Origin of the sequence: Flavobacterium sp. CF108, from assembly GCF_900129795.1 — a bacterium.
In the GTDB taxonomy this organism is placed as follows: Bacteria; Bacteroidota; Bacteroidia; order Flavobacteriales; family Flavobacteriaceae; genus Flavobacterium.
This window is the reverse complement of record NZ_FQWW01000003.1, coordinates 464616-478398: the sequence shown is the minus strand read 5'-3', so window position 1 is coordinate 478398 and position 13783 is coordinate 464616. Positions and strand designations below refer to the sequence as shown.

The following is a 13783-nucleotide window of genomic DNA, read 5'->3' as shown; positions in this document are numbered from 1 at the left end:
CAATATCACAAAACTAGTCATAATTGTTATTTTTAATGTTAAATTATCATTAAAAATTAACAATAAATTAGGATATTTGAGAGACTAATTTAAACGAAATGAATATGAAAATTAAATTAAAACACTGCTTGTGGTTGTTTTTACTATTTGTACAAATAGCTGCAGCACAAGAATCTATTTCCGGAAAAGTAACAGATAAAAAAGGCCTGCCAATTCCCGGAGCAAATATTGTAGTACAGGGAAAAAATATCAGTGCCCAAACTGATTTTGACGGTCTTTTTAAAATTGCCGCAAAAAAAGGCGAAATACTTATTGTAACCTATGTAAGTTATAAAACCGTAGAAGTTCCTGCTTCTAATAACATTACAATTCAGCTGGATGAAGTTCAAAATGAACTTGAAACTGTAGTTGTTGTGGGATACGGAACACAATCTAAAAGAAACTTAACAGATAATATCGCGCGTGTAACAGCAAAAGATATCCAGCAGATTCCGGTTTCAAACGTGCAAAATGCTTTGGTTGGTAAACTGGCCGGGGTTCAAATTACGCAGACAAATGGTAAGGTTGATGGTGGTATTAATATTCGTGTGCGTGGTGCGGCGAGTATCAGTGCGGGAACGCAGCCTTTGTATGTTCTTGACGGAATTCCGTTAATTAATGATAATGAATCAAGCAACGGTGCACCAACAAACCCTTTATTGACTTTAAGTACGAATGAAATTGAATCGATAGATGTTTTAAAGGATGCGTCTTCTGCAGCAATTTACGGTGCGCGTGGAGCAAACGGAGTTGTTTTAATTACTACCAAAAAAGGCCGTGAAGGAAAAGGTACTTTCACAGTAAATCTTTCGCAGGGAGTTAGTGAAGCTACACACAAAAGAAAATGGCTGAATGCAAAACAATATGTTGAATTATTACAGGAAGCCGGAAGAAACGTCAACGATTTAGAATCTGTTGAAGATGAGTTAGAATACTTATCTCAGGGAACGGATTGGAGAAATGGCGAAGTTGATACAGACTGGCAGGACATTGCTTTAAGAACGGGTTATACTACAGATGCTGATTTTTCTGCTTCTGGAGGAGATGAGAAAACTAAGTATTTCTTCTCTGGTGCGTATAATAATACAACTGGTATTGTTGACAGTAATACGTTAGAAAGATTTACGGCCAGAACAAACGTATCGCATAAAGTTACAGATCGTTTAACATTAGGAATGAACCTTGGTTTTTCAAGATCTTTAATTCACAGGGTTCAGGATGATAACTCCTTTTCTTCTCCACTTCAATCAGTTGCACAGGCGCCTATTTCACCGGCAAGATTAGAAGACGGAAGTGCAAACCCAAATACAGAATATTCAAACTACCTTTTAGCAAAAGATAATACGTTTTGGAAAACTATTATGCGCAGACTTACAGGTAAACTTTTTGCCGAATTTAGAATACTTTCTTCATTAAAGTTTAATTCTGATTTCTCATACGATCTTTTATCTCAGACTGAAGATTACTGGCAAGGTAAAAATGCTCCTTTTATGGCAACAGACGGGGCTGTATTTGCGACTTCTGTAAATACAGAAAATTATGTTTCGAGTAACTATTTTACATTTGATAAAACATTTGCAGAAAAACATACTTTTAATGTTGTAGCTGGTATGGAATTCAACAAATACAACAGAAGATATCAGGATGTAAACAGTATTTATTTCTCTAGTGATGATTTTCAAACTGTTGACGGTGGTGCCGAAGTAAATGAAGGCCACGGAAATGAAACTGATTATGCTTTTGTTTCTCAATTTGGAAGATTAAATTATTCTTACATGAATAAATATCTTTTAAAAGCCAGTATTCGTCGTGATGGCTCATCTCGTTTTGGAAAAAATGAACGATTTGGAGTTTTCCCGGCGTTCTCTGCCGGATGGGTTATTTCGCAAGAAGAGTTTTTAAAGGATAGTAAAGCTATTTCAAATTTAAAAATAAAAGGAAGCTGGGGTAAATTAGGAAATGCCGAAATTGGAAATTTTGCTTCACGTCAGCTTTACAGACCAAATCCTTATAACTTAAAATCAGGGCTTACATTTGATCAGCCTGGAAACAATGATTTGACTTGGGAAAAATCAGCTCAAACTGATTTTGGTTTTGAAATTGGTTTTATAGACCGATTTTCTATTGAAGCAGATTATTACCAAAAAGATACTGACGGGTTGCTTTTTGAAGTTCCGTTACCAATAAGTTCTGGAGCCGCTTCTATCAATAAAAATATTGGAAAAATAAGAAGTAATGGTTTTGAACTTACTATCAACACTAAAAATATTGATACTGAAAACTTTAAATGGAATACTAGTTTCAATTTGACAACAAATGAATCAAAGGTAAAATCACTTCCAAACGATAACAGAGACATTATAGTTTCATACAATATTAATAGAGTTGGAGAAAATATTTCATCTTTCTATTTAGTTGAATACGCTGGAGTTGATCCAGAAAATGGTGATGCTTTATTTTACAAAAACACTAAAAATGCTGATGGCTCACTTGACCGTACTAAAACAAGTAATTATAGTGAAGCAGAACGTATTATTGCAGGAAACCCTTTCCCTACTTTAATGTCTGGTTTAACAAACACAATTCTTTACAAAGGTTTTGACTTCACCTTTACATTTCAGGGAGAATGGGGCGCAAGTATCTATAATTCAGCAGGGATTTATCAATCAACTGCGGCTGATTATTTTGATAACCAAACAGCCGATCAGCTAAACAGATGGCAGAATCCTGGTGATATTACAGATGTACCGCAGGCCAGATTTGGAGGATCAAACGGTACACAAGATTCTTCTCGTTATCTTGACAAAGCCGATTTTGTTCGTTTAAGAAATTTAACTTTAGGATATACACTTCCTAAGGACGTACTGAAAAATTTAGGAATGAGTAGTTTAAGAGTTTATTTTACTGCAGTTAACTTATTGACCTTTACAAACTACGAAGGAAACGATCCTGAAGCAAGAAGAGATGATGCCGGAATTGGAGAAGATTTTTATTCAGCACCTCCAGCGAGAACAACTGCAATTGGTGTAAACTTTAATTTTTAAAAAGAAAAAGATGAAAGCAAATAAACTAATCCTATTTATATTTTTCGCTGCGTTTTTTACAAGCTGCGAAAATGAATTAGACATAGAGCCTAAACAGAGAGAAGACGCTAATACAACATTAAGTACAGAAACCGGAGTAACAAACGTACTTACCGGAACTTATGCGCTGGCAGCAAACGGAAACGCTTACGGCGGAAGAGTTTTATTGTATGCCGATTTACTTGGTGTAACGGGAGTATTAAGTACAACTGATTTAAGATGGCGCGGTACTTTTGGAGAATTAAGACAAATGTATAGCAAAAATATGCTGTCTGATAACGTAATTATCGAAGGAACGTATGCAAGATTATATGAAATTATAAACGCATCAAACACGGTTATCGAAAATATCGACAAAGTAAAAGATCCAGACAGAAGAGCGGTTATGATTGGTGAAGCTAACTTTTTAAGATCATTGGCTTATTTTGACTTGGTTCGTTTTTTCGCAAAACCTTACGAAACTGGTCAGACAAATACACAGCTTGGAGTTGTAATAAGACCAAACGCTATTTATGATTTTAGTGTAGACCTTTCAAAAGAAAGAAGCACGGTTGAAGAAGTGTACCAAGTCATAATTGATGGTTTAAATCTGGCTTACACCAACTTACCGGAAGACAATGGTTTTTATGCCGATAAATATGCCGCACAGGCTTTATTGGCAAGAGTCTATTTGCAGCAAGGCAGATATGATTTAGCCAGAGATGCTGCAAATGACGTTATTGAAAACAGCGGACATGGATTATCTCAAAGTTATGCTGGAGCTTTTAATCACGATACAGACCAAACAGAAGATGTTTTCTCAATTCAAATTACCAAACAAACAGGTGTAAATGATGCTGTAACTTTTTATGCTTCTGAAGGTAACGGAGGACGCGGTGGAGATTTTTCTATTAGAGATGCTTATTTGGAAAAATTCAGTGATCCTGATGACAGAGCAGAGTTTATCTACGAAAACGAAGACAATGGCAGAATTTTGACTTCTAAATTTACAGATCAGTTTGCCAATGTTGGAATTATTCGTCTGGCCGAAATGTATTTAATTAGAGCAGAAGGAAATTTTGAAGAAGGAACTGCAATAGGAAACGCTCCTGTTGATGATATTAATATTATCAGAGAAAGAGCCCATGCTGATGATTTGGCAACCGTAACAATTGATGATATTTTATTAGAAAGAGAATTAGAACTTGGAATGGAAGGATTCCTAATTCATGATATTAAAAGAACTAAACGTTCCATTTTAACTGAAACCCCAGATGGAGATCCGTTATTATTAACTTATGATGCTGATAAATTAGTATTCCCAATTCCATTAAAAGAAACGGATGCTAACAAAAAAATCACTCAAAATCCTGGATACAGAATTTAATAAATTATTTAAAATAAAAAAAGCCATTCTCCCCACGGAATGGCTTTTTCATTTAATAACAGATTCTAAGTAATATTTAAAAAGGTATTTTTAATCAAATTACAATTAAGCTTCAACCGCCACTTTTGTTACATCCAAAAAAGCACGTTAAATCAACACCCAAAACTACTCAGTAACCTGATTTATAAATTATATAATTATTGTTGTTTGTTATATAATTTTAACTTCATAAAAAAGCTGCATCATAAATGCAGCTTCATTAACAATAAACTGCAACCTTTTATAATTTGAATTCATTTAAAGATTTCTCAATAATTTCAAGACATTCTTTAATTTGATCTTCAGTCATAACTAATGGCGGAGCAAATCTAATTTTGTTTCCGTGTGTTGGTTTTGCCAATAATCCGTTGTCTCTAAATTTTAGGCAGATTTCCCAAGCTAAATCAGAATCTTCACCGCTGTTAATCACAATTGCATTCAAAAGACCTTTACCACGAACAAGCGTAATTAAGTGATTTCTTTCAGCAATTTCATTTAGACCTTTTCTTAAAATAACACCTAAACGCTCTGCATTTTCAGCCAGTTTTTCATCTTTCACCACTTCAAGAGCTGCAATCGCAACTGCCGCCGCAACAGGATTTCCACCAAAAGTAGATCCGTGCTGACCTGGTTTAATAACGTTCATGATTTCGTTATTACATAAAACTGCCGAAACCGGATAAACACCACCAGAAATTGCTTTTCCTAAAATCAAAATATCCGGCTGTACATTTTCGTGGTGAACCGCTAATAATTTTCCGGTACGTGCAATCCCGGTTTGAACTTCATCAGCAATAAATAAAACATTATGTTTCTCACACAATGCTTTTGCTTTCGCCAAATATCCTTCAGACGGAACATAAACTCCAGCTTCACCCTGAATTGGTTCCACTAAAAATCCTGCTATATTTTTTGATGATTCTAAAGCTTTTTCAAGAGCTTCAAGATTATCGTATTCAATTTTTATAAATCCATCTGTAAACGGTCCAAAGTTTTTACGAGCCGTTTCATCATTTGAAAATGAAATGATTGTAGTAGTTCTTCCGTGAAAATTGTTCTCGCAAACAATAACCTGTGCTTGGTTTTCAGGAATTCCTTTTACCTCATACGCCCATTTTCTGCATACTTTCAAAGCTGTTTCAACAGCTTCGGCACCAGTATTCATCGGCAGTACTTTATCAAAACCAAAATACTTTGTTATGTATTCTTCGTAATTCCCTAATTTATCATTGTAAAAAGCACGAGAAGTAAGCGTTAATGTCTGCGCCTGATCAACCATTGCTTTTACAATTTTAGGATGACAATGTCCTTGGTTTACTGCAGAATAAGCCGATAAAAAATCATAATATTTTTTCCCGTCAACATCCCATACATAAACTCCTTCTCCTCTTTCTAAAACCACAGGAAGCGGATGATAATTATGAGCTCCGTATTTATTCTCTTTTTCAATCAAAATTTCTGATTTTGACGAAAGGGTGTTTTCTGTATGTGTCATGATATTTAACTTTAAAAAAGCAAAAGTAATAAAATTTTCAAATCCACAAGCTTAAATAGTATATTTTGACTCCATATTAACGATTGTAAAGTCAAAATAGTTGTTTTTAAGACAATGTAGAATCAAATTTAATTTTTAGAAATTTTGACTTTATAATCTTTTATTAAAAAAAATAGCTACTTTTATGGTTATGATAGTGTAGTCCCTACGGGACTAATTGCTGGGACGATATATTTAAAGCTACCGATATTTTATCTCTACGAGATATTTTTGAAATGATGGATAAATGTATGAAGTGGTCATCAATAATTCATGAAATGATTATTAGAAATAAAATCAGTAGCAGCGCAACTCGTTAGGAGTTAAATATTGTTAGAAAAAAGGTTTGATCACTGCAAAATATCCCAACGGGACATCTGATAAACAAATACTCATTTCAAACAAAATTTGAAAAATAAAGCGCATAACAGCACAACTCCGTTAGGAGTTAAATATCGGTAGGAAAAAGAATAAGACAACGGTAAAATGTCCCGTAGGGACTATACAGTAAAACACGAATTTATTTCAAACAAAATATTTAAAAAATAAAACGTACAGCATCTTAACTCCGTTAGGAGTTACAGATCGGTAGAAAAAAATAATTTAATCACGTTAAAATGTCCCGTAGAGACATATGCTAACACATATTTATTTTCAAAAAAGAATATTTGAAAAAATAAAAATTAACATTACAAAATGGATAGTTTAGACGAATTTGATATCAACATAATTAAAGAATTAGAAAAAGACGGAAGAATGGCTTTTTCTGCCATTGCGGCCAATTTGAAAATATCAAATACAATGGTACATCAGCGTATTAACCGATTAATGGAACAAGGAATAATTGGCGGTATAAAACCCATTATTCAGGAGAAAAAAATTGGATTTGACTGGGCATCTTTTACCGGAATTACTTTAAACAAAGATTCTGATTCTGATAGAATTATTGAAGAATTAAAAAATATTCCCGAAATTACAGAATGTTATTATGTTACGGGTTCATTTACGCTTTACATCAAAATTGTGGCAAAGAATCACGAACATATGCGAAAAATTCTTTACGAGAAAATCGATAATATTCCCGGAATCGCTAAAACAGATTCTATTATTGAATTAGGGTGCGCTTTTAAAAGAAATATCATTTTATAATTAATTATCTGGTGAAATATGCGTTTACGAATACTAATCTTTTTTACATTATTCTTTTGTAAATCAATACTTGTATCGCAAACGACGGTTTCAAATCCTGTAAAAAGTGATTTTGCAGAAGCGTTATCTGTTCTAGCTTCTGATTATATGGAAGGCCGAGAAGCCAATCAAAAAGGCGGTTATATAGCAGCCACTTATATTGCGTCTACGATGTACTCCTATAAACTGAAACCTTATAATAACAACGGAAAATCTTTTTTTCAGGAATTTAAAATTCAGGAACATTCAGTTAAAAAAGTCACTTTAGAAATCAAAAAAGGAAATAAAGAAACCATCTCCCTATCTCCTGAAAAAGATTTTGAAGTGACTCCAACATCAAAATCGATTGAGAAAAAAGAAGCTGAAGTAGTTTTTGTGGGATATGGCTTAAGTTTATCAAAAGAAAACTACAACGATTATAGAAACGTAGATGCAAAAAATAAAATTGTTATCGTACAAAGCGGGTTTCCCAGCGATAATGACAGCACATCTGCAGCATATAAGAAATTCAAAAAGATATTTCCGGAAGAAAATGATTTAGAGGAAACAAAACTAAAAACGGTCATCAGCAAAGGTGCAATTGCATTGATTATTATTGATACAAAAGAAAATTTTAAACCTGAAACCGCTAAAGAAAACGAAGTTTTTCATTCTTTAGAAAACTCAAAATCAGAAGCAATTCCCGTTTTTAGAATTAGTAAAGTAACTGCAGAAAGTCTCTTTTCAGGAACTTCTATTTCAATAAAAAAAGAGTTCACTTCTACTCTATTAAAAAATGTAAAAATCAATTTTTCGATAGAATTACAATCTGAAACATTTCCAGTTCAAAATGTTTTAGGGTTTATTCCCGGAAAAGACACAACAAAAACAATTATCGTTGGTGCGCATTACGATCATTTAGGAATTAAAAATGATTCTATTTATAATGGTGCAGATGATAATGCTTCTGGAACATCTGGAATGCTGGCTTTGGCAAAAAACTGGTCAGAATCTAAAATACAGCCTAAATATAATATTCTCTTCGCATCCTGGACTGCCGAAGAAATGGGACTTCTAGGAAGTGAATATTTTGCTCAGAATTTAAAAAATCAAAAAATACTTCTCTGTATCAATATGGATATGATTTCGAGAAGTGCGTCTGAAGATAAAACCCATCGAATTCTTAGCATCGGAACCCAAAAAGAAACAGAATACTTAAAGAAAATTGCCAGCGAAAGCAACGCTAAACTTCAAAATCCATTTACTTTAGATTTATGGGAAACTAACGGACATTCCGGAAGCGATTATGCTTCATTTACCGCAAAAGGAATTCCGATTATGACTTTCTTTAGCGGCTTTCACGAAGATTACCATACACCGCGCGATAAAGCTTCAAAAGTAGATTTGGATAAAATACAAGACGTATTATTTATTGTCAACAATTCTCTTTTAAAATTTATAGAAAACCAGCCAAACTAAACACGATAAACCATGAAAAATAAGCTACTTATCAAATCGTTTACCATTCTTTCTTTGCTATTAACGAGCTGTTTTGTTCAGGCGCAAAATCCAAAGGGAAAATTATTTATCATTGGCGGCGGCGATCGTTCTGATGATTTAATGAAACAGGTTTTGGATGTAGCAGAATTGGGCAAAAAAGATTATATCGTGGTTTTACCCATGTCAAGCGAAGAACCGGACAGTTCGTTTATCTTTTTTAAAACGCAAATGGTAAAGCTGACATCAAACCCAATTGTAATGCTGAATTTCAACAAAGAAACGGCGCAAAATAAGACTCTGACAGATTCCGTACAAAATGCTAAATTGATTTTTATAAGCGGCGGCGATCAAACGCGTTTTATGAAAGTTGTTCATAATACTCCCATAAAAACAGCAATTTTAAAAGCGTATGAAAACGGAAGTACAATTTCTGGAACAAGCGCCGGAGCAGCCGTAATGTCTGAAAAAATGATTACCGGAAACCAAAAATTACAAAAAGAATATACGGGAACTTTCTCTGTTATTAAATACGATAATCTCGAAACTGATGAAGGTTTGGGTTTATTAAAAACTGTCGTTATTGATCAGCATTTTTTAAAGAGAAACCGCTACAACCGTTTACTTTCTGCCTTGATTGAATTTCCTGATTTAACGGGAATTGGAATTGACGAAGCAACTGCCATTATTGTTAGAAATAATAAAGTAGAAGTTGCCGGAGAAAGTGAAGTAATTGTTTTCAAGAATCCAAAAGGCATTGTAAAAGCGAAAAAAGATAATCTAATTTCAATTGAAAAATTAGAAATGAGCATTTATACCGCCGGGCAAAAATTTAATATCAAATAAACATGTTTCAGTATTCTAAAATCTTAAAAATAACTTTTTTAATCTGCTTTAGTTTTCAGCTTTCGGCACAAAAAATCAGCACAAAAGAAAGTAGCCGATTAGAAAAACTGGCTGAAAAAGTTACTATAATCCGTGATAATTGGGGAATTCCCCACGTTTACGGAAAAACTGATGCCGATGCTGTTTTTGGTTTATTGTATGCACAATGTGAAGATGATTTTAAAAGAATTGAAATGAATTATATAGAAAAATTAGGTCGTCTTTCTGAAATAAATGGCGAATCTGTTTTATATAATGATTTAGAAATTAAACTTTTAATTGATGTTAATGAAGCCAAAGCAGATTATAAAAAAGCACCGGACTGGCTTAAAAAACTTTTAAACAGTTATGCCGATGCAATTAACTTTTATCTCTACAAACATCCGGAAGTAAAACCTGCACTTTTAACACATTTTGAACCGTGGTTTCCGCTGCTTTGGACTGACGGAAGTATTGGCGCAATAAGCACTGCAGATCTTTCGACTGGAGAATTAAAAGCTTTTTATTCTGGAAATAATGATAAAGTGGCTTATGTAGAAAGAGAAAAATATGTACAAACCGGCTCAAACGGTTTTGCTTTTGCTCCATCAAAAACGGAAAGCGGAAATTCGATTTTATATATTAATCCGCATACAACATTTTATTTCAGGCCAGAAGTTCAAATTTCAAGTGAAGAAGGTTTAAATGTTTATGGCGCCGTAACCTGGGGTCAGTTTTTTATTTATCAGGGTTTTAATGAAAATTGCGGCTGGATGCATACTTCTTCAAATGTTGATGTTGCCGATATGTACGCCGAAAAAATCACCAATAAAAATGGAAAACTTTTCTACGAATTTGATTCTAAACTTTTACCTATTATTGAAAAAGAAATCACGATAAAATATCTGGAAAAAGGAAAACTAATTCCGAAGAAATTCAAAACCTACGCTACGAATAACGGCCCAATTATGGCCAAACGAGATGGAAAATGGATTAGTTTAAAATCAAATAATCGTTCCATGACAAGTTTGATTCAGAGCTGGGTTCGAACTAAATCGACCAATTTTGACGATTACAAAAAAGCAATGGATTTAAAAGCCAATACTTCTAACAATACGGTTTATGCCGACAGTAAAGGAAATATCGCCTATTGGCACGGCAATTTTATTCCAATTCGGGATAAAACTTTAAACTGGGCAAAAGTTATTGACGGCTCAATTTCTTCAACACAATGGAAAGGATTGCATGATGTTAATGAAACGGTTCATTTGTATAATCCAGTAAATGGCTGGCTTCAAAATTGTAACTCTACCCCTTTTTCTGTCGCAGGAAATAATAGTCCGAAAAAAGAAAATTATATTCCATATATGGCGCCGGATGGAGAAAATTTTAGAGGTGTAAATGCTGTTCGAATTTTCAGCAACAACGAAAAATATACTTTAGACAAAGTTATCGCCAATGGTTATGATACTAAATTGTCCATTTTTGAAATATTAATTCCGAGTTTAATTGCTGTTTTCGAAAAAAATATAAAGCCAGAATCGATTGAATATTCAGAATTAGCTGAACCTATTTCGATTCTTAAAAACTGGGATAATTATGCTAAAGAAAATTCTGTTGCCACAACTTTAGCCGTTGAATGGGCTTATAAATTAGACCCAATTATTCAGAAAGCTTATATTGATGAAGGAGAATTAGATCAGGTTGAAAACACTAAAAATTTTGCAAAAAATGCTGTTGTATCGCAAATGATTCCGCAATTGCAAACTGTTATAAAAGAACTTAACTCAAAATGGGGAACCTGGAAAACGGCTTGGGGCGAAATCAATCGTTTTCAGCGTTCAAGCGGCGATATTGATTTAAAATATGATGATACTAAACCGAGTTTACCAATTGGTTTTGGCCCTGGTTCATGGGGAAGTTTGCCTTCTTTTAAAGCCAATTATCAAAATAATTCAAAAAAACGATACGGTTACAATGGAAACAGTTTTGTGTGCGCGGTTGAATTTGGATCAAAAATAAAAGCAAAATCATTATTAGCCGGTGGGAACAGCGGTGATGCCAATTCAAAGCATTTTACAGATCAGGCAGAAATGTATCGAAACGGACAATTTAAAGACGTTTTATTTTATAAAGAAGACGTTCTTAAAAATGCCGAACGAACCTATCATCCCGGAAAATAATTTTGTTTGATGAAATGTGTTAAATAAACCTCGTGAAATAGCTTCCGAGGTTTTTTTGTAACATAATATTTCTGATATTTGTTAAAAATTGTAAAAAAATGAAAAAATTAGTCACCCTTATTTTTGCTGCAATATTGTTTTCAACTACTATGAATGCACAATTAAAACCCGTAAAATATGCTGAAGGAAGCCAGGCATTGAATGGTTTATTTATAAAATCTGCTAAAAAGAGCGCTAATAATCCTGGAATCTTGCTTTTACCAGCTTGGTTAGGAATCGATAATGCTTCAAAAGGAATTGCCCAAGAATTATCAAAACTAGGCTACAATGTTTTTATCGCAGATATTTATGGAGAAGGAAATTATCCAACAAACACTTCTGAAGCGGGAAAACAAGCCGGTTTTTATAAAACAAATTACGAAGCTTATCAAAAACGAATCAACGCAGCTTTGCAGGAATTAGTAAAATCCGGAGCAAATGCTGATAATATTGCAGCTATTGGATATTGTTTTGGAGGAACCGGAGTTCTTGAAGCGGTTCGCGGACATCTTAACGTAAAAGGAATTGCTTCATTTCATGGCGGTTTAGGTAAAGATGCAGCCAGAAAAACCGAACCAACTTCAGTTAAAGTTTTAATTTGTCACGGAGCTGATGATCCTTTTGTTCCAAAAGAAGAAATTGCCTCTTTTCAACAGGAAATGCGTGATGCAAAAGCCGACTGGCAAATGATTTATTATGCAAATTCTGTACACTCTTTTACAAATCCTGAAGCCGGAAATGACAATTCAAAAGGCGCTGCTTACAATCCCGTTGCAGCAAAAAGATCATTTGAACATTTACAGCTTTTTTTAAACGAAGTTCTTAAAAAATAACACCTTTTATGGCACACGGATGATACTGATTAAACGGGTTTACACTGATTATAATAAAATTAATTCGTGAAAATTCGTGTAATTCGTAGCAAAAACCATTGTAAACCCGTTTAACCCGTATAATCAGCGGGCAAACCAATAACCAAAATCAAATCAACCAAAAATAATCAATGTCACATAACAAAATTAGAGAAGACAAAACCTGTTTAAACTGCAGGTATGTTGTTGAACAAAAATTTTGTCCAAACTGCGGACAGGAAAATTCAGATTCCAGAAAAACGTTTCATCATTTATTTATTCATTTCTTTGAAGATTTAACGCATTATGAAAATGCTTTTTGGAAAACAATAAGAAACCTTCTTTTTAAGCCGGCAACACTGACAAAAGAATATCTTTCAGGAAAAAGATTGTCTTATCTGGCGCCCGTTCGTCTTTATATTTTTATCAGTTTTATTACTTTTCTTTTAATTGCCATATTTCCAAGTAAAGTAGGCGATCAGATCAGTAAAGGTGAAAAAGAAATTTCTACAAAACTCATTAATCAGGATAAAGATGGTGTTAAAAGTAAGTACAAAACCCATTTTGAATTAAAAACGATGAAAGAAATCGATTCGATTCAAAAGTATGGTAAGGAAGATGAAAAACTCTCAGAGCTTGAATACTGGTTATATGAAAAATCAGTTCATGTTACAGAGAATAATACCAAAAGAGAAATTGTAACAAAATTCATTGAATCATTTTTCCATAATATTCCCAAAATCCTATTCATTATAATGCCGTTTTTCGCTTTCTTTCTATGGATTTTCCATAATAAAAAGAAATGGTATTATTTTGATCACGGAATTTTTACACTGCATTATTTCTCGTTTTTACTGCTCATTTTCCTCATTATGTTTATCGTAGAAAGAGTAGTTGGATTATTTGGAGAAGACAACCCGATTAGTTTTATTGCAAGTATAGTCAATGTTGTGGGCACAATATGGATGTGTTATTATTTTTATCCGGCACACCATCGTTTTTATGGAGAAAGCAGAGTAGTTTCGTTTGTTAAAAGCGTAATATTATTCTTTATTAACTTCTTTTTTATTCTATTTTTACTAACATTTTATGTTTTATACACATTTATCAATTTACACTAA

Annotated in this window: 9 protein-coding genes; 8 read left to right on the top strand and 1 reads right to left on the bottom strand. The window is 33.5% G+C overall.

The genetic code is table 11. The features are described 5' to 3' along the window. Nucleotides 1-104 precede the first annotated feature (104 nt). Both BUE10_RS10810 and BUE10_RS10805 read left to right on the top strand, forming a co-directional pair. On the top strand, nucleotides 105-3083 hold the full coding sequence (locus BUE10_RS10810) for a SusC/RagA family TonB-linked outer membrane protein (protein ID WP_073484964.1): 2979 nt from the start codon (nucleotides 105-107) through the stop codon (nucleotides 3081-3083). A 10-nt stretch (nucleotides 3084-3093) separates the two neighbouring features. Next, nucleotides 3094-4488 carry a RagB/SusD family nutrient uptake outer membrane protein gene (locus tag BUE10_RS10805; protein WP_073484962.1) on the top strand — a complete coding sequence of 465 codons (1395 nt, stop codon included), beginning with the start codon at nucleotides 3094-3096 and terminating at the stop codon, nucleotides 4486-4488. A 280-nt stretch (nucleotides 4489-4768) separates the two neighbouring features. Here the strand turns inward: BUE10_RS10805 and rocD are convergent, their stop codons facing one another. Then, nucleotides 4769-6022 carry an ornithine--oxo-acid transaminase gene (gene rocD, locus BUE10_RS10800; protein WP_073484960.1) on the bottom strand — a complete coding sequence of 418 codons (1254 nt, stop codon included), beginning with the start codon at nucleotides 6020-6022 and terminating at the stop codon, nucleotides 4769-4771. A gap of 735 nt (nucleotides 6023-6757) precedes the next feature. On the opposite strand from rocD, the gene BUE10_RS10795 reads away from it, so the two are divergent. The 6 genes from BUE10_RS10795 to BUE10_RS10770 all read left to right on the top strand — a co-directional run bounded on the left by BUE10_RS10795 (nucleotide 6758) and on the right by BUE10_RS10770 (nucleotide 13783). Continuing rightward, a complete protein-coding gene (locus BUE10_RS10795; RefSeq protein WP_056202639.1) occupies nucleotides 6758-7210 on the top strand; it encodes an Lrp/AsnC family transcriptional regulator in 453 nt (150 codons plus the stop codon). Nucleotides 7211-7228: 18 nt separating this feature from the next. Continuing rightward, on the top strand, nucleotides 7229-8707 hold the full coding sequence (locus tag BUE10_RS10790) for a M20/M25/M40 family metallo-hydrolase (protein ID WP_083598035.1): 1479 nt from the start codon (nucleotides 7229-7231) through the stop codon (nucleotides 8705-8707). A gap of 12 nt (nucleotides 8708-8719) precedes the next feature. Continuing rightward, complete coding sequence (locus tag BUE10_RS10785) at nucleotides 8720-9571, top strand: cyanophycinase (protein ID WP_073484957.1); 852 nt, start codon at nucleotides 8720-8722, stop codon at nucleotides 9569-9571. A gap of 2 nt (nucleotides 9572-9573) precedes the next feature. Beyond that, on the top strand, nucleotides 9574-11772 hold the full coding sequence (locus tag BUE10_RS10780) for a penicillin acylase family protein (protein WP_073484955.1): 2199 nt from the start codon (nucleotides 9574-9576) through the stop codon (nucleotides 11770-11772). Between the two features lie 98 nt (nucleotides 11773-11870). After that, nucleotides 11871-12644: a dienelactone hydrolase family protein gene (locus tag BUE10_RS10775; RefSeq protein WP_073484953.1), complete on the top strand. Its 774-nt coding sequence runs from the start codon at nucleotides 11871-11873 to the stop codon at nucleotides 12642-12644. A 170-nt stretch (nucleotides 12645-12814) separates the two neighbouring features. Further along, nucleotides 12815-13783 (top strand): DUF3667 domain-containing protein, encoded by a 969-nt coding sequence (locus BUE10_RS10770; RefSeq protein WP_073484951.1) that lies wholly within the window; start codon nucleotides 12815-12817, stop codon nucleotides 13781-13783.

Coding starts and splice junctions, on each gene's coding strand:
- rocD (WP_073484960.1), bottom strand. CDS start 6,022: ATGACACATACAGAAAACACCCTTTCGTCAAAATCAGAAATTTTGATT.
- BUE10_RS10770 (WP_073484951.1), top strand. CDS start 12,815: ATGTCACATAACAAAATTAGAGAAGACAAAACCTGTTTAAACTGCAGG.
- BUE10_RS10785 (WP_073484957.1), top strand. CDS start 8,720: ATGAAAAATAAGCTACTTATCAAATCGTTTACCATTCTTTCTTTGCTA.
- BUE10_RS10805 (WP_073484962.1), top strand. CDS start 3,094: ATGAAAGCAAATAAACTAATCCTATTTATATTTTTCGCTGCGTTTTTT.
- BUE10_RS10795 (WP_056202639.1), top strand. CDS start 6,758: ATGGATAGTTTAGACGAATTTGATATCAACATAATTAAAGAATTAGAA.
- BUE10_RS10780 (WP_073484955.1), top strand. CDS start 9,574: ATGTTTCAGTATTCTAAAATCTTAAAAATAACTTTTTTAATCTGCTTT.
- BUE10_RS10775 (WP_073484953.1), top strand. CDS start 11,871: ATGAAAAAATTAGTCACCCTTATTTTTGCTGCAATATTGTTTTCAACT.
- BUE10_RS10810 (WP_073484964.1), top strand. CDS start 105: ATGAAAATTAAATTAAAACACTGCTTGTGGTTGTTTTTACTATTTGTA.
- BUE10_RS10790 (WP_083598035.1), top strand. CDS start 7,229: ATGCGTTTACGAATACTAATCTTTTTTACATTATTCTTTTGTAAATCA.